General features: G+C 71.9%; 20 protein-coding genes. 10 read left to right on the top strand and 10 right to left on the bottom strand.

The features are described 5' to 3' along the window. Window positions 1-308 precede the first annotated feature (308 nt). Entirely contained in the window at window positions 309-1,865 is a 1,557-nt protein-coding gene (locus tag LOC65_RS06915; protein WP_230247027.1) for a methyl-accepting chemotaxis protein, read from the top strand. A 15-nt stretch (window positions 1,866-1,880) separates the two neighbouring features. On the opposite strand, the gene LOC65_RS06910 is transcribed toward LOC65_RS06915, so the two are convergent. After that, window positions 1,881-2,468, bottom strand: coding sequence for a bifunctional adenosylcobinamide kinase/adenosylcobinamide-phosphate guanylyltransferase (locus tag LOC65_RS06910; protein ID WP_230247026.1), 588 nt, complete (start codon window positions 2,466-2,468; stop codon window positions 1,881-1,883). Between the two features lie 82 nt (window positions 2,469-2,550). Between LOC65_RS06910 and LOC65_RS06905 the strand changes: the two genes are divergently transcribed. After that, window positions 2,551-2,901 carry a cysteine-rich small domain-containing protein gene (locus LOC65_RS06905; protein ID WP_230247025.1) on the top strand — a complete coding sequence of 117 codons (351 nt, stop codon included), beginning with the start codon at window positions 2,551-2,553 and terminating at the stop codon, window positions 2,899-2,901. 1 nt (window position 2,902) lies between these two features. On the opposite strand, the gene LOC65_RS06900 is transcribed toward LOC65_RS06905, so the two are convergent. Continuing rightward, complete coding sequence (locus LOC65_RS06900) at window positions 2,903-4,417, bottom strand: cobyric acid synthase (protein ID WP_230247024.1); 1,515 nt, start codon at window positions 4,415-4,417, stop codon at window positions 2,903-2,905. Further along, a complete protein-coding gene (locus LOC65_RS06895) occupies window positions 4,414-5,943 on the bottom strand; it encodes a cobyric acid synthase (protein WP_405048242.1) in 1,530 nt (509 codons plus the stop codon). The genes LOC65_RS06900 and LOC65_RS06895 overlap by 4 nt, the downstream gene beginning before the upstream one ends. A 186-nt stretch (window positions 5,944-6,129) precedes the next feature. Between LOC65_RS06895 and LOC65_RS19345 the strand changes: the two genes are divergently transcribed. Genes LOC65_RS19345 through LOC65_RS06885 form a run of 3 tightly spaced genes read left to right on the top strand, consistent with a single transcriptional unit; the run spans window position 6,130 to window position 7,738 of the window. Further along, window positions 6,130-6,717, top strand: a complete 588-nt coding sequence (locus LOC65_RS19345; protein WP_255718801.1) for a recombination-associated protein RdgC — start codon at window positions 6,130-6,132, stop codon at window positions 6,715-6,717. Further along, the gene (gene rdgC / locus LOC65_RS19340) at window positions 6,651-7,124 is read left to right on the top strand and encodes a recombination-associated protein RdgC (protein WP_255718800.1); all 474 of its coding nucleotides are present in this window, start codon (window positions 6,651-6,653) and stop codon (window positions 7,122-7,124) included. Before LOC65_RS19345 ends, rdgC begins: the two co-directional genes overlap by 67 nt. Window positions 7,125-7,135: 11 nt before the next feature. Next, complete coding sequence (locus LOC65_RS06885; protein ID WP_230247022.1) at window positions 7,136-7,738, top strand: rhomboid family intramembrane serine protease; 603 nt, start codon at window positions 7,136-7,138, stop codon at window positions 7,736-7,738. On the opposite strand, the gene LOC65_RS06880 is transcribed toward LOC65_RS06885, so the two are convergent. After that, complete coding sequence (locus tag LOC65_RS06880) at window positions 7,739-7,921, bottom strand: DUF3563 family protein (protein ID WP_009858481.1); 183 nt, start codon at window positions 7,919-7,921, stop codon at window positions 7,739-7,741. A gap of 240 nt (window positions 7,922-8,161) precedes the next feature. Between LOC65_RS06880 and LOC65_RS06875 the strand changes: the two genes are divergently transcribed. From LOC65_RS06875 to LOC65_RS06855, 5 genes are all read left to right on the top strand, one after another. After that, a complete protein-coding gene (locus LOC65_RS06875; RefSeq protein WP_009858480.1) occupies window positions 8,162-9,442 on the top strand; it encodes an HD-GYP domain-containing protein in 1,281 nt (426 codons plus the stop codon). Beyond that, window positions 9,439-11,535 (top strand): bifunctional diguanylate cyclase/phosphodiesterase, encoded by a 2,097-nt coding sequence (locus LOC65_RS06870; protein WP_009858479.1) that lies wholly within the window; start codon window positions 9,439-9,441, stop codon window positions 11,533-11,535. Before LOC65_RS06875 ends, LOC65_RS06870 begins: the two co-directional genes overlap by 4 nt. Window positions 11,536-11,617: 82 nt before the next feature. Beyond that, on the top strand, window positions 11,618-11,935 hold the full coding sequence (locus tag LOC65_RS06865) for a DUF1840 family protein (protein ID WP_230247021.1): 318 nt from the start codon (window positions 11,618-11,620) through the stop codon (window positions 11,933-11,935). 45 nt (window positions 11,936-11,980) lie between these two features. Continuing rightward, window positions 11,981-12,610: a YbhB/YbcL family Raf kinase inhibitor-like protein gene (locus LOC65_RS06860; protein ID WP_009858477.1), complete on the top strand. Its 630-nt coding sequence runs from the start codon at window positions 11,981-11,983 to the stop codon at window positions 12,608-12,610. Window positions 12,611-12,641: 31 nt separating this feature from the next. Next, window positions 12,642-13,280 (top strand): histidine phosphatase family protein, encoded by a 639-nt coding sequence (locus tag LOC65_RS06855; RefSeq protein ID WP_230247020.1) that lies wholly within the window; start codon window positions 12,642-12,644, stop codon window positions 13,278-13,280. Between the two features lie 18 nt (window positions 13,281-13,298). On the opposite strand, the gene LOC65_RS06850 is transcribed toward LOC65_RS06855, so the two are convergent. The 6 genes from LOC65_RS06850 to LOC65_RS06825 are packed head-to-tail and all read right to left on the bottom strand — an operon-like array spanning window position 13,299 to window position 19,632. Further along, window positions 13,299-16,643: a pilus assembly protein gene (locus LOC65_RS06850; protein ID WP_230247019.1), complete on the bottom strand. Its 3,345-nt coding sequence runs from the start codon at window positions 16,641-16,643 to the stop codon at window positions 13,299-13,301. A 3-nt stretch (window positions 16,644-16,646) separates the two neighbouring features. After that, entirely contained in the window at window positions 16,647-17,207 is a 561-nt protein-coding gene (locus LOC65_RS06845; protein WP_230247018.1) for a pilus assembly PilX N-terminal domain-containing protein, read from the bottom strand. A 5-nt stretch (window positions 17,208-17,212) separates the two neighbouring features. Then, the gene (locus tag LOC65_RS06840) at window positions 17,213-18,298 is read right to left on the bottom strand and encodes a PilW family protein (protein ID WP_230247017.1); all 1,086 of its coding nucleotides are present in this window, start codon (window positions 18,296-18,298) and stop codon (window positions 17,213-17,215) included. Beyond that, window positions 18,291-18,752 (bottom strand): pilus assembly protein PilV, encoded by a 462-nt coding sequence (locus tag LOC65_RS06835; RefSeq protein WP_230247016.1) that lies wholly within the window; start codon window positions 18,750-18,752, stop codon window positions 18,291-18,293. Before LOC65_RS06835 ends, LOC65_RS06840 begins: the two co-directional genes overlap by 8 nt. Next, complete coding sequence (locus LOC65_RS06830; protein ID WP_164963435.1) at window positions 18,752-19,219, bottom strand: GspH/FimT family pseudopilin; 468 nt, start codon at window positions 19,217-19,219, stop codon at window positions 18,752-18,754. The genes LOC65_RS06835 and LOC65_RS06830 overlap by 1 nt, the downstream gene beginning before the upstream one ends. After that, window positions 19,207-19,632: a type IV pilin protein gene (locus tag LOC65_RS06825; protein ID WP_009858470.1), complete on the bottom strand. Its 426-nt coding sequence runs from the start codon at window positions 19,630-19,632 to the stop codon at window positions 19,207-19,209. Before LOC65_RS06825 ends, LOC65_RS06830 begins: the two co-directional genes overlap by 13 nt. Window positions 19,633-19,762 lie beyond the last annotated feature (130 nt).

The raw sequence follows: 19,762 nt of genomic DNA, 5'->3' as shown, positions 1-19,762 counted from the left end.
TTCTCAGGTGTGGTGTGGTCCAGATCCGGCTCGTGCCGGGCAACCCGGGCGTCTGCAAAGTGCGGGCCAGTGTCACAACCCTTTGTCAGTCAATGAGTTATGAGCGGGCGTGTGGCCAACGCGGAACTTCTGTAAGGCCGGCCGACAGCCCGCGTGGGCGCTCCGATCGCGGGCGGAATGCCAGCGAATTCACTCTTTTCCCCGCGGTCGGTGCCGGGCAGCCTCAAGAAGATCGGGGGCGATGCCGAACTTGAACGCAGTTTCCGTCGCGCGCTGGCGCGGCTCGACCCGCATTGCAGGAGCCCGCGTTGAATCCCTTCTCGTCATTCCGCTCGAAGATCGTCGGCCTGATCGTGCTCGCCGTCGCCGGCATGGGCCTGCTGTCGGCGCTGTCGTTCTGGCAGCTGCGCAACCAGTTGATCGAGGGGCGGCGGGGCGAGCTGGTGGCGGCGGTGCAGTCGGCCTACACCATCGTCGACGCCTACCGGGCCAAGGCCGAGGCCGGCAAGATGAGCGTCGACGAAGCCCAGAAGGCGGCCGTCGACGCGCTGCGCGACTCGCGTTTCGGCCCCGACGGCAAGGACTACTTCTACATCTGGACGCTGGACTCGGTGAACGTACTCGTGCCGAGCAAGCCGGAATGGGCCGGCCAGCGCATGGACGGCAAGGTGCTCGACGCCAACGGCGTCGACGTCATCGGCGCGATGATCGCCAGCCTCAAGGCCAGCCCCGACGGCAGGACCTTCGTCGAGGTGATGTTCCCCAAGCCCGGCGAGACCGTGCCGCAGGCCAAGCTGCAGTACGTGCAGCGTGTGCCGGGCTGGGACTGGATGGTCGGCTCGGGGCTGTACATGGACGGCATCGCGGCGCAGGTGCGTGCCGCGGCGCTGAAGGCGCTGGCGCTGGCCGGCTCGCTGATCCTGCTGCTCGGTGCCGCGGGCTTCTGGATCGCGCGTGTCGTGCTGCGCCAGATCGGCGGCGAGCCCGAACAGGCGATGGCGGCGATGAAGGCCGTCGCCGCCGGCGACCTGACGGTGGCCGTGCACGCCGCCCATCCGGACAGCCTGCTGGCCGAGCTCGACGCCACCGTCAAGTCGCTGCGCTCGACGATCGCCAGCGTGCGCGGTTCGATCGACAGCATCTCCACGGCCTCCTCGCAGATCGCCGTCGGCAGCGCCGACCTGTCGGCGCGCACCGAGCAGACCGCGTCCAACCTGCAGCAGACGGCCTCGGCGATGGAGGAGCTGACCGGCACGGTGCAGAGCACCGCCCAGTCGGCGCGTCAGGCGCATGACCTGTCCGAGCAGGCGGCGTCGTCGGCGGTCAGCGGCAGCCAGGCCGTCGGCAAGGTCGTCGAGACGATGGGCGCGATCAACGACAGCTCGCGCCGCATCACCGAGATCATCAACGTCATCGACGGCATCGCCTTCCAGACCAACATCCTGGCGCTGAACGCCGCCGTCGAGGCGGCGCGCGCCGGCGAGCAGGGGCGCGGTTTCGCGGTCGTGGCCGGCGAGGTGCGCACGCTGGCGCAGCGCAGCGCCCAGGCGGCCAAGGAGATCAAGTCGCTGATCCAGGAGTCGGTCGAACGGGTCGACGCCGGCAGCGCGCTGGTGACCAGCGCCGGCGACGCGATGGCCGCGCTGGAGCAGAGCGTGGCGCGCGTGTCGACGACGATCTCCGAGATCACCGGCGCCGCGCACGAGCAGTCCACCGGCATCGGCGAGGTCAACAAGGCGGTCGCCGAACTCGACCGCGCGACGCAGCAGAATGCCGCGCTCGTCGAGGAGTCCGGCGCCGCCGCCGAGAGCCTGAAGGAACAGGCGCGCCGCCTGCGCGAGGCGGTCGAGGTCTTCCGGATCTGAGCGGGCGCCCGGCCGTCAGCGCTTGACGGCCAGCGCCTGACCGGCGACGACCAGGGTCACACGCGCACAGCTCGCGGCCACCGCCTGGTGCAACTGGCCCAAGGCGTCGAGCCAGCGCCGTGTCGCGGCGTCGGCCGGCACCGGGCCCAGGCCGGTCTCGTTGCTGACCAGCACCACCGGGCCGGGCGCGGTGTTCAGCGCCGTGCACAGCTCGCGGCAGGCGGCGTCGAAACCGGCGTCGTCCAGCGCCGGCGCGTCCAGGCCGACGATCGCCGGCCACAGCGCATTCGTCAGCCACAGCGTCAGGCAGTCGACGACCAGCAGCCGCTGCGGCGCCGACTGCGCGGCGATCACCGCCGCCAGCGCCAGCGGCTCCTCGATGCAGCCGGCGCGCGCCAGCGTCGCGGCGCGGTCGGCGCGGTGGCGCTCGATGCGCCTGCGCATCTCGTCGTCGCTGACGGTGGCGGTGGCGACGACGACGGCCTCGTGGCCCGGCGTGGCCAGCCAGTCTGCGGCCAGTTGCTCGGCGCGGCGCGTCTTGCCGCTGCGCTGGCCGCCGAGGATCAGTTCGTGTCCGGGATGCAAGGTTCTGGCGTCGGGCAAGGGCCGGCGATCATACGAGCCCCTTGTCAGGCAAGGCGGCGCGGTGCTGGTTAGCATGACGTTCCACGACGGAGCCCGCGCGATGCAGCCCAAGGACACGACGACCAACGAAGCCTTCAAGGGCTTCACGAACAGCGACTGCCCGTTCTACCCCTGCCACCCGGGCGTCAAGCGCGAGTTCAACTGCCTGTTCTGCTACTGCCCGCTGAGCGCGCTGGAGTGCCCCGGCAACTACCAGGTCTTCGTCAGCGCCAACGGCGTGACGCGCAAGGACTGCTCGGCCTGCACGCTGCCGCACGACGGCTACCGCCAGTCCTGGAACTTCATCCAGAAGTGGCTGGAGCGCCCGGTGCACTGGCGCGGCCTGCCGCAGACGCGGCGCTACCCGCAGCAGCCCGAAGACGCGCTGCCCGACGAGACGACCGGCGCCTGATTCAGCGCGCCAGCGCCAGCAGCGCGTCCAGATCGAGGTCGGCTTCGAGCTGGGCCGCGTAGGCGTCGAGCAGGGCCTCGACACGGGCGTCGTAGTCGACGCCGCCGGTGACGCCCAAGGCCGCCAGCCAGCGCCGGCGCCAGCCGTCGGCGGCGAACAGGCCGTGCAGATAGCTGCCGGCGACCCGGCCGTCGGCCGACTGTGCGCCTTCGGCGCGGCCGTCCAGCCGCAGCCAGGGGCGTGACAGCGCCGCGCCCTCGCTGCGGCCCATGTGCATCTCGTAGCCGCGCACGCGCTCGCCGCTGGCGGTGTCCAGCGCGTCGACGTCGAGCAGGCGCTTGGCCGGCGTGATCGTCGTCTCCAGGTCCAGCAGCCCCAGCCCGGGCGTCGAGCCGGGTTCGCCTTCCAGGCCCTCGGGGTCGTGCACCACGTGGCCCAGCATCTGCAAGCCGGCGCACAGGCCGACGACGTGGCCGCCGTGGCGCACGTGGGCGTGCAGGTCGTGCGTCCAGCCCTGGGCGTGCACGAAGGCGAGGTCGGCGCGTGTCGACTTGGAGCCGGCGATGACGACGACCTGCGCCTCGCGCGGAATCGGCTCGCCCGGCTGCACCCAGCGCAGCGTGACGCCGGGCTCGGCGGCCAGCGGGTCCAGGTCGTCGGCGTTGGCCAGGCGCGGCGTGCGCAGCACGGCGACGACGAGGCCGCCGCCGCCGCGGCGGCGGGCCGCGGCGTCCAGCGCCAGCGAATCTTCCTGCGGCAGCCGCGCGGCACCGTCGAACCAGCGCACCAGGCCGCGCACCGGCCAGCCGGTGGCGGCCTCGATCTGCGCCGCGGCCGGTGCGAACACCGCCGGGTCGCCGCGGAACTTGTTGACCAGCACGCCGGCCACCCGCGCACGTTCGCTCGCCGACCACAGCGTGTGGTGCCCGATCGCTGCAGCCGTGACGCCGCCGCGCGACTCGTCGCCCAGCAGCAGCACCGGCAGGTCGGCGGCTTCGGCCAGGCCCATGTTGCTGATGTCCTGCGGCCTGAGATAAGCCTCGGCGCCGCAGCCGGCGCCTTCGATCAGCACCAGATCGGCCTGCTGCGACAGCCGCTCCAGGCTGTCGAGCACCGCCGGCAGCAGCCGCGGTTTCAGCGCCTGGTAACCCGCCGCCGGCCAGCGCCCGAGCACGCGCCCGCGCAGCACGACCTGGGCGTCGACGTCGCTGTCGGGTTTGAGCAGCACCGGGTTCTGGTGCACCGACCGCGGCACGCCGGCGGCGCGCGCCTGCAGCGCCTGGGCGCGGCCGATCTCGCCGCTGCCGCCGCCTTCGGCCTCGCCGGCGACGGCGGCGTTGTTGCTCATGTTCTGCGCCTTGAACGGCTGCACCACCAGGCCGCGGCGTGCATAGGCGCGCGCCAGCCCGGCGACGAGCAGGCTTTTTCCCACGTCCGAGCCGGTGCCCTGCACCATCAGCCGTCGCGCGCGCCGCGGCGCGGCCGGCGCCGGGTCGAACGGCAGCGCGTCGTTCATCGCGCCAGCGCCAGCAGCGCGTCCAGATCCAGCGCGCGTTCGACGTGATCGGCCAGCGCGTTGAGCGTCGCCTCGACCTGGGCCTCGTAGTCCAGCGCCGAGCGCTGGGCGCCGATGCGTTCGAGGAAGTGGCGCCGGAAAGCGTCGGCGGCGAACAGGCCGTGCACGTAGCTGCCCATCACGCGGCCATCGGCCGAGACCGCGCCTTCGGGCGTGGTGCTGCCGGCGCCGTCGTCCAGCTGCAGCCAGGGCCGCGCCAGGCCGTCGCCGGCGGTGCGGCCCATGTGCATCTCGTAGCCGCGCACGCGGCAGCCGCTGGCGCGGTCTTGGCGGTCGACCTCGACGAGGCGCTTGTCGGGCGTGATGACGGTCTCGACGTCGAGCAGGCCCAGGCCGGGCGTCTCGCCGGGCGCGCCTTCGAGGCCGTCGGGGTCGCGCACGACGCGGCCCAGCATCTGGAAGCCGGCGCACAGGCCGACGACCCGCCCGCCGCGGCGCACGTGGGCCAGGATGTCGGTGGCCCAGCCTTCGCGGTGCAGCGTCTCGAGGTCGGCGCGCGTGGTCTTGGAGCCGGGCAGCAGCACGAGGTCGGTGTCGGCCGGCAGCGCCTCGCCGGGCAGCAGCCAGTGCAGCGCGACGCCGGGCTCGGCGGCCAGCGGGTCGAGGTCGTCGAAGTTGGCGGTGCGGCCGAGCTGCGGAACGACGATCTTCACGCCGGCGCTGCCGCCGGGCAGCGCACGCTCCAGCGCCAGCGCGTCCTCGGCCGGCAGGCGTGTCGCGGCGTCGAACCACTCGACCACGCCCAGCAGCGGCCAGCCGGTGTGCTCGCTCATCACCCGGCAGGCCGGTTCGTAGAGCGAGAAGTGGCCGCGGAACTTGTTGACGACGTAGCCGACGATGCGCGCGCGTTCGGCCGGCGTGTGCAGCACGTGGGTGCCGACGACGGCGGCGATGGCGCCACCGCGGTCGTTGTCGGTGACCAGCACCACCGGCAGGTCGGCGTCCTCGGCCAGGCGCATGTTGGTGATGTCGCAGTGGCGCAGGTAGACCTCGGTGCCGGCGCCGGCGCCTTCGACGATCACGAGATCCGCCTCGGCGGCGACGCGGCGGTAGCTGTCCATCACCGCCGGCATCAGCAGCGGCTTGAGGTTGTGATAGTGGCGCGCCGGCCAGTTGCCCAGCGCACGCCCGCGCAGCACGACCTGCGAGCCGACGCCGAACTGGGGCTTCAGCAGCACCGGGTTGTGGTGGATCGACGGCGGCACGCCGCAGGCGCGCGCCTGCAGCGCCTGGGCGCGGCCGATCTCGCCGCGCGGCAGGCTGCCGTCGGCGTTGGGCGGCAGGTCGGAGTCGGCGCTCACCGCGGCGTTGTTGCTCATGTTCTGCGCCTTGAACGGGCGCACGGCGAGGCCGCGGCGCGCGTAGGCGCGGCACAGGCCGGCGACGAGCAGGCTCTTGCCGACGTCGGACGCGGAGCCCTGCAGCATCAGCGCGCGGCCGCGCCGCGGCACGGCGGCGTCGAGCATCGGAACCTGGAGATCGGGCAGCGGCGGCGGGAGGTCGGGGGCGGGCGTCACTTCGGCGGTCGGCGAGGCGCCACGGCGGCGCCGGGCGATTATCCCGGCGACCCGCCGGCGTGCGGCGCGGTCGCCCGACCTGCTAGATTCGACCGTTTCCCCGCTCGCCGGGGACCGACTCCCCTCTGTCGCCGCATGTTCAAGAACGCCCTCGTCTACCGCATCGAACACTGGGACGCGCCCGATCTCGCCGAGATCGAGGACCGTCTGGCCGGCGCCCGCTTCCTGCCCTGCGGCGCCACCGACCCCGAGTCCTCGGGCTTCGTCGAGCCGCGCGGCGAGAACCACGGCGCGCTGGCCGAGAGCGTCGGCGGCCAGATCATCCTGAAGCTGCGCGCCGAGACCAAGGCCGTGCCCGGCGGCGTCGTCAAGGACGAGCTCGAACGCCGGCTCGACGCCGTCGAGCAGGAGACCGGCCGCCGCCCCAAGGGCAAGCGCGCCAAGGAGCTGAAGGAGGAGATCGTGCGCGAGCTGCTGCCGCGCGCCTTCCCCAAGCGCTCGGCGACGATGGTCTGGATCGCGCCGAAGGCCGGCCTCGTCGTGCTCGGCGTCACCGGCGCGAAGAAGGCCGACGCCATCGTCACCCGCCTCGTCGAGCTGATGGGCGGGGCTTTCGCCTCGGGCTGGCGCAGACCCAGCTCGCGCCGGCCACCGCGATGGCCGCCTGGCTGGCCGACAAGGAAGCGCCGGCCGGCTTCACGATCGACCGCGACTGTGAACTGAAGCAGCCCGACAGCGAGAAGGCCGCGGTGCGCTACGCCCGCCACACGCTGGAGCTCGACGAGATCGGCGAGCACATCCGCGCCGGCAAGCTGCCGACGCAGCTGGCGATGACCTGGCAGGGCCGGGTGTCCTTCGTGCTCGCGGAATCGATGGCCATCAAGCGCATCAAGCTGCTCGACGGCGTGCTCGAGCAGGCCGAGGCCCAGGCGCAGCGTGAAGGCCGCGACTTCGACGGCGACGTCGCGCTGGTCACCGGCGAGCTGTCGCAACTGATCGCCGACCTGGCCGAGGCGCTGGGCGGCTGGCAGGAGCGCGGCGACGCCGCGCCGGCGCCGCTGCCGGTGCCTGCCGTGGCGCCCGGTGCCCCGGCCGCCGCGACGGCCAGCACGGACGCGCCCTGGGATTGAGCGCCGGCACGATGTTCGGCGCCCCGGTCGCGACGCTGCTGCTGCTCGTCATCGTCGTCGCCAGCGCGGTGGCGCTGAAGTGGCGCGAGGACTGGCTCGAACGCGGCCTGTTCCGCCCGTTCTGGGTGACACGCCGCGGCCAGTGGGGCACGGTCGTCAGCTCGGCCTTCCTGCACGCCGACTGGCCGCACCTGCTGTTCAACACGTTCACCTTCTGGGCGTTCGCGTTCATGCTGGAGCGGCGCATCGGCAGCGGCGCGTTCGCCACGCTGTACGCGGTGGGCATCGCGGCCAGCGCCTTCGGCACCTGGCTGCAGCACCGGCGCGAGCCGGCCTACCGCACGCTCGGCGCCTCGGGCGCCGTGCTGGCGGTGCTGTTCGCCTCGATCCTGTACTTCCCGAGCGGGTCGCTCTACGTCTTCCCGTTGCCGGTGCCGCTGCCCGCGCCGCTGTTCGCGCTGGGCTATCTGGCGTACACGATCTGGGCTTCGCGCCAGGACTTCGGCCGCGTCAACCACGACGCGCACCTGGGCGGCGCGGTCGCCGGGCTGGCCTTCGTCGCGATCACCGACCCGGCGGCACTCGCCGCGGCGGTGTCGACCTGGCTGTCCTGATCAGCGCTCGTACAGCCCCAGCGTGATCGCCTGGGCCGGCACGTTGCGGCCGCGGTCCTCGATCTCGTGCAGGCGGCGCTCGAGGTCGGCGTCGTCTTCGGCCGCCTCCAGGTAGTGTTCGTCGCGTTCGTGCTGCGATTCCAGGTCGGGCAGCAGGGCTTTCAGGATCTCGACAACGCTCATGGCTCCACAGGCCCGCTTTTGGCCGGCCCGCTCCGATGGTCTGGCGGCCAGTTTGACCTCGCTCAGGCCATGCCGGATTGTGATAAATCAGAGCCTCTTCCCGGGCGCAGCGCCGGGACCGTGAGCGTGTCACGCAGCGTGGCATTCTTCGTTCAAGTCCGGCTGGCGGCTGCCGAAATGGTGTCGATACCGCCCGTCGTGCCCGCCACGGCACGGCGCAACCGGCTTTGTCACCCACCGATGTCGCAAACGATCGCCGTCCATGACCTGCGGGTCGGCATGTACGTCCACCTCGATCTGGGGTGGATGTCGCATCCGTTCCCGCTGTCGAGCTTCCGCATCAGCTCGCCCGAGCAGATCGCGACGATCCGCTCGCTCGGCCTGCAGCGGCTGCGCTGGGTGCCCGAGCGCAGCGTGCTGGAGGGCGAGGAGGCGCCGGCCCCCGTGGCCGCCGAGGAGCGTGCCGAGGCGCCGTTCGAGACGCCCGAGCAGCGCGAGGCGCGCCGCCGCCGCGAGGCGCTGGCCGCGCAGCGCGCCGCCGCCCAGCAGTGCGAGCGCCAGTACCTCGAGGCCGGCCGCGCCTGGCGCGACGCGATGGACGCGGTGCCGCAGCGCCCGGAGCAGGCACGCACCGCGACCGAGTCGCTGACCGGCGCGCTGCTCGACAAGATGCTGATCGACGGCGAGATGTGCATCCGCCTGCTGAGCACCGGCGCGGGTGACCGCGCGACGGCGCATGCGCTCAACGTCGCGGTGATCTCGCTGCTGCTCGGCCGCTGCTTCGGCCTGCAGCGCGACGAGATGCTGGATCTGGGCGTCGGCGCGCTGATGCACGACGTCGGCAAGATCGACATCCCCGACCGCCTGCACCACCTCGACGACGGCTTCACCAGCGTCGAGCTCAACGCCTACCGCGACCACGTCGCGCGCGGCGTCGCCCAGGGCCGGCGCATGGCGCTGACCCCGGCGGCGCTGCTGGTGCTGGCCCAGCACCACGAGAACGCCGACGGCTCGGGTTTCCCGATGCGCCTGAGCGTCGAGCGCATGGCCACCGGCGCGCGCATCGTGTCGCTGGTCAACCGCTACGACAACCTGTGCAACCCGGCGCTGCTGGCGCGCGCGCTGACGCCGCACGAGGCCTTGTCGATCCTGTTCGCCCAGTCGCGCACCAAGTACGACCCGGCGATCCTCAACGCCTTCATCAAGATGATGGGCGTGTATCCGGCCGGCTCGGTGGTGCAGCTGACCGACGAGCGCTACGCGATGGTCGTCAGCGTCAACTCCTCGCGCCCGCTGCGGCCGCGGCTGCTGGTGCACGACGCGCGCATCGCCCGCGACGAGGCGCTGTTCCTGGACCTGGAGACCGAGCCCGAGATCGGCATCCGCCGCAGCCTGAGCCCGGCCAAGCTGCCCCGCGAGGCGCTGGAGTACCTCGCGCCGCGTCACCGCCTGACCTACTTCTTCGAGCCCGCGCCGACCGTCTCCGAGGTCGAGGCGCTCGACGCGGAGATCGGGGCGTGAACCTGATCGCTGCCTGGACGCCGCTTCTCGACAGCCTGCCGCTGGCCGGCTGCATCGTCGAGCTCGCCGGGCAGACCGTCGTCGCCGCCAACCCCGAGGCCGGACGGCTGCTGCAGGCCGGGCGCGGCGAACTCGTCGGCCGCCGCGTGACGCACTGGCTGGCGACGCCGGAAGACCTCGCGTACTGGGCCGACATCGCCACCGGGCGCTTCGCGTCGCTGCGCTCCGACAGCCTGCTGTGCACGGCCGGCGGCGGCATGCTGCACGTCGAGCGCCACGTGCAGCCGCTGCCCGGCGGTGCCGCCGGCGTGCCGACGCACGCGCTGGTCACGCTGCGCGACCGCAGCGGCGAGCAGCGCGCCGAAGACGAACGCGAAGCCGTCGTCGCCGAGCTGCAGGCCACGCTGGAGTCCACTGGCGACGGCATCCTGGTCACCGACCTGGACGGCCGCGTGCGTGCCTTCAACCGCCGCTTCGCGCAGATCTGGGGCGTGCCCGACGAGATGCTGGAAGCGCGCGACAGCGCCGGCATCCACGACTGGATGCGCCGCCGTGCGCTCGACGCCGACGGCTACGAGCGCCGGCTGGCCGCGCTGCTGGCCGCACCGCTGCTGTCGTCGACCGAGCGGCTCGAGCTCGTCGAGGGCCAGACCGTGCAGCGCGTGACGCGTCCGCTGTGGGGCCGCGCCGGGCCGCAGGGGCGTGTCTACTCGTTCTCCGACCTCACCGAGCTGGTCAAGGTGCGTGCGCTGTCGGAGGCGCTGTCCTCGCACGACGCGCTGACCCGGCTGCCCAACCGCGCGCTGCTGGCCGAGAAGGTGAGCGACGCGGCCGCGCGCTGGCGCCGCGAGCAGCAGTCGTTCGCGCTGCTGGTCGTCGACCTGGACCATTTCCGCCGCGTCAACGACAGCTTCGGCCAGCAGGTGGCCAACCGCGTGCTCTGCGAGGTCGGCGAGCGCATCGGCGCGGTGCTGCGTTCGCAGGACGTGCTGGCGCGCATCGGCGGCGACAACTTCGCCGTGCTGCTGCAGGACGCCGACCGCGCCAGCGCCCAGAAGGCGGTGCTGCGTGTGCTCAACATCGTCAACGGCCAGCCCTTCGAGGCCGAGGGCACGCCGTTCTCGCTGACCTGCAGCATCGGCATCGCGCTGTGCCCGCAGGACGGCCACGCGCTGGACGACCTGGTGCGCCAGGCCGAGGCCGCGGTGCGCAGCGCCAAGGCGGCCGGCCGTGCCGGCTACCGGTTCGCCGAGCCGGTGCCCGGCGGCGAGGCCCATTCACACGTGCGCCTGGTGCACGCGATGCGCGAGGCGTTGAAGGAGGGCCACTTCCGCCTGCACTACCAGCCGCAGATCCGCTTCCGCGACGGCGCCGTCTGCGGCGCCGAGGCGCTGCTGCGCTGGCGCGACCCGCAGCTGGGCGAGATCGCGCCGGCGGCCTTCATCCCGGTGGCCGAGGACAGCGGCTTCATCGTCACGCTGGGCAACTGGGTGCTGTCGCAGGCGGTGCGCCAGGCGGCGCTGTGGCACGAGGCCGGGCGTTCGCTGACGGTGGCGATCAACGTCTCGGCGCTGCAGTTCCGCCAGCCGGACTTCGTCTCGCAGGTGGCCGACGTGCTGGCCGTCAGCGGCCTGCCGGCGCACCTGCTGGAGCTGGAGCTGACCGAGTCCATCCTCGTCGACAAGGCCGACGAGGCGCTGGAGCGGCTGCAGGCGCTGGAGCGCCTGGGCGTGCAGCTGTCGCTGGACGACTTCGGCACCGGCTACTCCTGCCTGGGCTCGCTCAAGCGCGTGCCGATCGGGCGGCTGAAGATCGACCGCAGCTTCGTCGCCGGCCTGCCCGACGACGACACCGACGTCGGCCTGGTGCGGGCGATCACGCAGCTGGCCCAGGCGCTGGGCAAGCGGGTCATCGCCGAGGGCGTGGAGAACGAGGCCCAGCGCCGTTTCCTCGCCGAGCTCGGCTGCGACGCCTTCCAGGGCTTTCTCTACGCCCCGGCGATGGACGCCACGGCTTTCGATCGCCACCTTCCGCCGCCGCGCCCGCGGCCGATGCCGACGGCTGGCGGCCGCCATATCCGTCTCGTGCGCTGAGCGGCCGTCCGGCCGTCCGTTCGGCCCGGCGCGGAGCACAATCGGTGCCTCCGTTCAACCGCCAGCCTCGGTACCGCGTCGGATGATCTACAAGTTCAAGAGCCAGGCCACCGGCTACCTGATCATGCTCGGGCCGCACGGCGACCGCGTGCTGCGCCTGCTCGGCCGCGAGCCGGCGGCCCAGGGCATCATCGAGCCGGCGGCGATGCCGGCCGCGATCGCCGCGCTCGAGGCGGCCGCCGCCGAGGACGACGAGGCCCGGCGTGAAGCCGGCGCCGGCGACGAGCTGGAGGCCGCGCGCATCGCGCGCCAGGTCTCGCTGCGCAGCCGCGTCTGGCCGATGATCCAGATGCTGTGGCGCGCGCACGAGGCCGACGAGCCGGTCGTCTGGGGCGTCTGAACCGGCTGGCGTGGTGCGGTGCACCGCAACCAAGAGGAAAGAGCAATGAAACTGTGGAGCGACAGCTGGACCAACGGTGACCGCATTCCGGCGCGTTACGCCGCCGGACGCCTGGACGAGGCGGGCCAGGTCGGCTTCGGCGAGAACCTCAACCCGCACCTGGCCTGGAGCGACCTGCCCGCGCAGGCGCGTTCGCTGGTGCTGATCTGCCACGACTTCGACGTGCCCAGCCGCGGCGACGACGTCAACCAGCCCGACCGCGAGATCCCCGCCGACCTCGATCGTGTGGACTTCTTCCACTGGGTGCTCGTCGACCTGCCGCCGCGGCCGGCGGTGATCGCCGAAGGCGAGTACAGCCGGGGTTTCACCGCCCGCGGCAAACCCGGGCCCGGCCTGCCCAACGGCGCGCGCCAGGGGCTCAACGACTACACCGGCTGGTTCGCCGGCGACGCCCGGTTCGACGGCCGCTACTACGGCTACGACGGCCCGTTCCCGCCGTTCAACGACTCGCTGGTGCACCACTACGTCTTCACGCTGTACGCCGTGACGCTCGAGCGCCTGCCGGTCGACGGCGACTTCACCGGCCCCCAGGTGCGCCGCGCGCTGGCCGGCCACACCTGCGGCGAGGCCACGTTCTCGGGCACCTACACGCTGAACCGGCGCCTGCTGCCGTGACGGCGGGCGGCACCGCCGCCGGGCCCGGCGCATGAACGAGGCGACCCGCCTCGTCGTGCTGCGCCACGGCGAGACCGACTGGAACGTCGGCCAGCGCATCCAGGGCCAGCTCGACATCGGCCTGAACGGTGTCGGCCGCTGGCAGGCCGGCCGCGCGGCCGCGGCGCTGCTCGACGAGGGCCTGCAGGCGATCTACAGCAGCGATCTGGCGCGTGCGGCCGACACCGCGGCGGCGATCGGCCGCGCCACCGGCCTGCCGGTGCACCCGGAGCCCGGCCTGCGCGAGCGCGGCTTCGGCCGCTTCGAGGGCCTCACCTTCGCCGAGATCCAGCAGCGCTGGCCCGAGGATGCGCTGCGCTGGCGCCGGCGCGACCCGGACTGGGGCGCCGAAGGCGGCGAGCGCCTGGCCGATTTCTACGGCCGGGCCGTCGCGGCGGCGCTGGCGATCGCCGCCCGCCATCCGGGGCAGACCGTGGCCCTGGTGGCACACGGCGGCGTGCTCGACTGCCTGTACCGCGCCGCCACGCGCATCGCGCTGGACGCGCCGCGCACCTGGATGCTGGGCAATGCCAGCATCAACCGGCTGCTGCACGCCGACGGCGCGCTGGTGCTGGTGGGCTGGAACGACGCCGGCCACCTCGAGGGTGGCCGGGACGACGTCAGCGCCTGAGCGCAGGCCCTGGCGGGCTCACTGGCGGCGGATCTCCCGCCACGAGTTCTTGGCTGCCGGGATCGGCGGGTTGGAGCCGATCAGCTTGTTCTGCGACTGGCCGTCGCCGGTCTGGATCAGGCCGCGCATGTCGCCGGTGTCGGTGAGCACCGCACGCACGCCCGACGACGTCGCCACCGACGAGATCTGCGTCGAGACGAAGGCCGCGTGTTCGTAGACCTTGCCGGTCTTGAAGTCCAGCACGTACATCCACGACGAGGCGCTGCAGTCGGTGGCGCCGATGACGTTGGTCGTGAACGCGATCGCGCCGTAGGCGATTGCCGGCTCGGTGTTGGCCTGCTCGCCGGCCGGCAGGTCGAGGTACCAGCCGCGCTGGGTGGTCCAGTCGAGGTCGTCGCCGGAGATGGTGCCGTTGGTGCCGCTGCGCGTGTAGGTGCGCTGGACCAGCGTGCTGCGCGGCGCGGTGATCGTCGCGCCGTCGGCGATCGCGTAGAAGGTCTGGACCGCGGGGCGGCCGAAGTCGTCGACGTCCAGCAGGCGCCCGGTGCCGACGAGCACCACGCGCTGGGTGCCGATGCGCGCGAGCTCGGGCGCCGCCGTCACCGGCTGCGCGTCGCCGTTCGAGCGCAGCAGCGTGGCGACCTTGTGCACCGCGCCGTCGGCGTTCGGCTCCAGCGACAGGTCGAAGCGCCAGACGTTGCCCAGCAGGTCGCCGCCGTAGACGTAGCGCACGGTGTTGTCCTGCTCGAGATAGCCCGACACGTGGGCCAGGCCGGCCTCGGCGTCCGCGCTCCCGGCGGTCGTGACGTACTCCTTGAGCACGCTGCCGTCGGCAGGGTCGAGCACGAACAGGCGGCCGTAGCCGTCGGCGGTGGCGTTGTAGCCCGAGGTCACCAGCACGCGGTAGGTGTCGTCGGCGACCTTGACGATCACCGGCTTGCCCAGTGTCTGGCCGACCTTGCTCGCGTAGCTGGAGGTGCTGGCGCCGGGGAAGCGCCACTTCACCCAGCTCGCGGCGTTGCTCTCGGTGTTGGTGCGCGGCGTGCTGACGTCCAGCGCGTAGTAGGCGCGGCCGGCGGCGCCCATGCCGGCGACGAGCAGCTTCGACGCGCTGCCGGTCTTGCCGATCACCGGCGTGCCGTCCAGGTGGGTGCCGAAGTTGTAGCCGCGCTGCGAGGCCGCGCCGATCGTCGACAGCGCCGCATGCGGCACGAAGGCCCACAGCTCCTGGCCGCGGTCGGTGCCGCTGGCGATGTCGATGGCGTGCAGCATGCCTTCGCTGGAGGCCAGGTAGGCGACGCTGTCGGGGTTGCTGATCACCGGCTCGGCGTTGATCACGGCGCCGATCAGGCTGGTGCGCCGGCGGTAGGTCGTGCCTTCGAGCGAGCGGTCCCCGCGCAGGTAGTTGAACAGCGCCGCGCCGTCGCCGTAGCTGCTGCTCGGGTCGACGAGGCTGCCGACATTGGTGCTGGTGAAGGCGACGCCGCCGCTGCCGCCGTCGGTCGCGATCTGGCGCGTCGTGTAGTTGCGCGCCGCCAGCAGCATGGCGGCCGACCAGGTCGCCGTGGCGCTGATGTCGCCGGTGGAGCTGTCGATCGCGTTGGCCGTCAGGTCGCCGGACCAGCCCGAGGGGTTGTAGGTGCCGAGGTAGGCGAAACCGTCGCCGCGCGTCAGGTTGACGGTGCTGACCGCGACCGCGCTCTGCGCGCCGACCTGGAAGATGATGTCGTCCAGGATGGCCTTGATGCTGGTGGCGGTCTCGGTCGGGCTCGACGCCAGGAACATCTTGCCGCGGCCGTTGATCGTCGCGTGCCACTGGTCGTCGATCATCGACGGGTTGTCGGCCGTCGGCGTCGTCCAGGTCGGGGCGGTCACGAAGGGGTCTTCGGTGTTCGGCCACAGCGAGCCGCGCACGCCCAGCGAGATCGCGTAGGTGTTGATGTGCAGGTCGGGGTTGCGGTCGGCGTTGGCCTCGGTCGAGGTGCTGGCCGGCACGCGGCCGGCGGTGAGGTCGGTGCGCAGCCGCTTGGTGTACTGGTAAAGCGCCAGGTCGGCCAGCGAGCCGGTGGGGATCGTCGTGTACGGCGCCGAGCCGCCGTAGGTGCTCGAGTCGTAGGTCGGCACCGAGATGCTGGTCGTGTTCGAGAAGCCGTCGGTGACGACGAAGGTGTTGTTGCGCTGGCAGGCGTACTGGATGATGCTGGTGTTGGTGTTGTACTCACCGCCGATGTACTTCACCGTCGCGTGCGTCGGCGTGCCCTCGGCCGACATCGCGTTGCCGTAGAACTGGCCCATCACGCGCATCGCGTTGCTGCTGGCCGAGGTGCCGTCGGTGTCGTACATCGTCACCGTGTTGTTGGCGTTGAACGGCACGACGCCCAGCCGCAGCCCGGTCAGGCTCTCGAGCACCTGGCCCATCGAGCCGCCGAGCATCAGCTTGCGCTTGCGGTAGTAGCTGAACCAGTTGGCGAAGTTCTGCATCTCCGCGTCATAGGTCCGCCCGGACGGGAAGGTGTTGCCGCTCTTGATCTCGTACTTCTTCAGCTTGGTCGTGCCGTCGGGACCGGTGATGCAGCTCGTGCCGTCGACGGTGCAGTCCTCCGCGTGCCAGAAGGTCGCCGGGTAGTACGGGATCGCCGCCCAGCAGGTCGACCCCGACGGCACCGTCAGCTCGGCGGTCAGCGTGCGCCAGGTCGAGCCGCTGCAGACGTCGCGGTTGCTTCGCTCGGCCGGGACGTACGCGCCCACCGGGACCTTCATGCCGGCCTGCATGTAGAACATGTAGCCGTTGTTGCTGAACTTCGAGTTGCCGCTGTCCCACTGCGTGTTCAGCGCCAGCTTCGGTCCCGTCGAGTACAGCGGATGCGACAGCGCCGCCGACGCGCTGGCGTTCGAGAAGCTCTTCGTCGCCCCCGAGACGTAGGCCGGCGCCCAGGGCTTGTAGGTCGTGTTGCTGTCGTAGTAGATCGGGTTGAAGTGCTTGGAGCGCAGCCAGGCGAACTGCGGCGTCGGCGGCACGGCCTGGCCGTAGCTGCTGTTGTAGGCGTAGATCTGCCCGCCGGTGGCCGTGCCGACCGGCATCAGGTAGGCGTACGGCACGTAGGAGTTGTTGGTGCTCACCGGCTTGCCGGTGCTCGAGTTCCAGCCGGTGCTGCCGTTCCACCAGAACAGGCCCGAGCTGGTGTCGAGCAGCACCTCCCAGTCCATCGAGCCCGAGTCGTCCATCGCGAAGATGACGTTGGGCTTGGCCAGCACCGAGGTCTTCAGCGGCAGGTCGGCGATGTTCGTCGCCGACGAGGCGGGCCCGGTGAGCAACGCGGCCAGTGCGAACGAGCACGCGCCGATCTGGAATGCGGTCTTCATGGCTCAGCTGCCTTCCCTGGTGACAAGGGCCTGGACGAAGGTCTCGGTGCCCTTCTGGTTCGTCACGCGCACGGTGATGCGGAACTGCTTGGAATGCGGCGGGTCCGGCGGTTCGGGGCCGGCCTTCTGGCTCTTGGGTTGCGGGATCTGCTTGACCAGGCACTGGCGCAACGGAAAGGTCACGTTGGCCACCGTGCAGGCGCGCTCCGCGACGTACTGCACCGTCATCGTGCCCACCGTGATCGCCGGGATCGCGGCGTTGGACCAGTCGACCGTGCTCGGCAGGCCGTTGCCGTCCTTGGCCAGCTCGACCGGCGAGTACCACGAGCCCGCCGCGCTGTTCTCGTTGGTCAGCGCGTTGACGGCGGCAAAGGCGGTGTTGACGCCGACCTCGCTGGCCTGCAGCGCCGCTTCGCGGTAGGCGACGTTGCCGCCGGACAGCGTGCCCACCTCGACCATGCGCGCCAGCGCCAGGCCGCCGAGCAGCATCACGGTCAGCAGGATCAGCACCAGCAGCATCGTCACGCCGCGTTCGGCCCGCCGCTTCAGGGTTCGCAGCCTCATCGTCGTCACCACACCAGGTTGCGCAGCGGCACGACCACCAGCTCGCTGCGGTAGCGGTAGCAGCGCCAGTCGTCGGGCGCGGCGACGTCGGGCTCGACCTCGACGGCCGCGTCCAGCGGGTCGCGGGGCTTCTCGGTGCTGGCCTGGCAGGTGCCGGAGGCGTCGGGGCGTTCGCGCTGCAGCGAGCGTGTCACCAGGCCGATGCGCAGCGCCCGGATGCGGTTGACGTTGTCGCCGGAGACGTTGCCCCAGGGGGTGCCGGTGGCGTCCTGCCAGCTCAGGTCGTTGAGCACGCCGTCGGTGGACACGCCGTACTGGACGCGGAAGGACATCACGTTGCGCAGCAGCGTCGCCGAGGTGCCGGTCAGCGGCTCGGTGCGCACCAGCGTCGTGCCGTTCACGGCAAAGCGGCTCCAGCGCAGCGTGCCGAGCAGCACGACGCGGTCCTTGTCCTCCTCGTCGAAGCTCGGCGTGTTGGAGAACGTGCCCTGGTTGTAGACGCCGGTGGCGCCGAAGTTGATCGTCTGCGGCGTGTCGTCGGTGGCGGCGACGGAGCTCGTCACGGTGCGCACCAGGCAGGGCTGCGACGAGCCGGACGCGGTGCCCGGCACCAGCATCACCAGCTGGCCGTTGGCCACCGGCAGGCGCGACATCGTCTGCGCGCTGGAGGCGTCGGCACTGCCCGACAGCAGCACGTCGGCGCCGCCGTCGATGCTCGTCGCGTAGACGACGTCGAGGCTGTTGTTGGCCCCCGAGGTGCCGATGCGCACCGGCACGAACGACGCGGCGTCGGAGCGCACCGTGCCGCCCAGCGTCAGGTTCATGCGGTGGCAGGAGAACAGCGAGCGGTTCTGGTCGTCGCGCGTGCCGAAGAAGCCCAGGCCGGCCGACGAGGCCTCGTTCTTGATCGCCGAGATCGCCGTCGCCGCGCCGACGCTCACGCCGCCGACGCTGATGCCCTGGCGCTGCGCGGCGCCGAACATCTTGGCGCTGCCGGCGGCGGCCAGGCTGATGATCAGCGCGATGACCATGCCGACCAGCACCTCGATGATCGACAAGCCGCGCTGGGCACGGCGGGCGTGCTCAGACATAGGTGCTGGCCTCCATCCGGCGGGTGCTCTCGCCGTCGCCGTCCTCGGTCTGGGCGCCGTCTTCGCGCTGGCCCTTGGCGGTCCAGGTGATGACGAGCGTCATCCGGCGCGTGCCGGCGTTGTAGCTGACCGAGACCGTGCCGTCGGGCAGCGCCTGGCCGACGCGGGTCTCGAAGTCCTCGGCGTAGTCGCTGGCCGAATCGCTGCCGCAGGTGCCGCTGGCCGGCAGCGTGTAGCAGGCGGCGTTGGCCGCGTCGATCATCGCCGTGCCCAGCAGCTCGCTGCCGAGCTGCACCGCGCGCACGCGCTGGTCCGCCTCGGTGCCATAGCTCAGCGAGCGCGCCTGCAGCCGCGTCAGCCCGAGCAGGCCGACCGACAGGATGACCAGCGCGATCAGCGCGTCGAACAGGCCGAAGCCGGCCAGCCGCCGGCGTGCGCGTGTGCGGGGGGCCATCAGCAGGTTCCGGTGCGGTCGCCGCATAGTCTTATCGCTCCACCGCCTTCGACCCGCAGCCCGGGGCAGCGCAGGTCCGACGAACAGGTCTGGCCCGGCATCGACAGGTTGACCGAGGCATCGGCGCCGAGCATGCCGCTGCTGCCGAAGTCGAGGGTCGCCGCCGCGCTGGCCGTGACGCCGCCGCCCAGCTCGATGGTGCGCAGCGTCGTGTCGGCGCCGCTGCTGCGGTCGATGACCTCGATCGTGCCGCCGTCGATGGACAGCCGTACCGTGCCGTTGCGCTTGAGCGCCTCGCTCTGCGCGAACAGCGCCTGGGTGTAGAGCACGTTGCCGGCCTCGCGCAGGCGCGAGTTGGCCACCATGTCGCCGAACTGCGGTGCCGCCGCGAACAGCAGCAGCACCCCGATGGCCAGTGCGACCATCAGCTCGATCAGCGTCAGGCCGCGCTGCCTCAGGTGTCGCATACCGTGCCCTTGGTGCTCCAGCAGTTCAGGGAGTTGCTCTTGTAGGTCGTCGTGCGCGCGCCGCTTTCGTCGATCGTGAAGACGTAGTCCGACACCGGGCCGCTGCCGGTGGCCGTGGCGGTGAAGCCCTGGCCGCCGTCGGTCAGCTCGCAGCTGACGGCGAAGTTCGCGATGTTGGTCGGGTTCGCGATGGCGCAGTCGTCGGTGCCGTAGTTGCCGACGTCCTGGTAGCGCTGCTCCATGCGCGTGGCGAAGGCCGACAGCGCGTCGAGCCCGGCGGGCACCTTGGCGCGCCGGATGTAGCTGTTGTAGGACGGCAGCGCGACCGCCGTCAGGATGGCGAGCACCGCCAGCGCGATCATCAGTTCGATCAGCGTGAAGCCGGCAGGCGCGGGGCGGAAACGTGGCGTCATCGGGGTCTCGGGCGGGTCGACTGCGTCGGGCGGGAGGCACGGACCGGCCCGTGCCCGGGCCATCCGCTCCGACGGGTCTTCGGCCACGTCGGACGCGGGTTGAGAAAGTATGCCGGGGAGGTGGTGACCG

The sequence above is a fragment of the Rubrivivax sp. JA1055 genome (assembly GCF_020966565.1).
Lineage (GTDB): Bacteria > Pseudomonadota > Gammaproteobacteria > Burkholderiales > Burkholderiaceae_C > Rubrivivax > Rubrivivax benzoatilyticus.
Note: the sequence above shows the minus strand (reverse complement) of the source record. Positions and strands in the feature narration are given on the sequence as shown.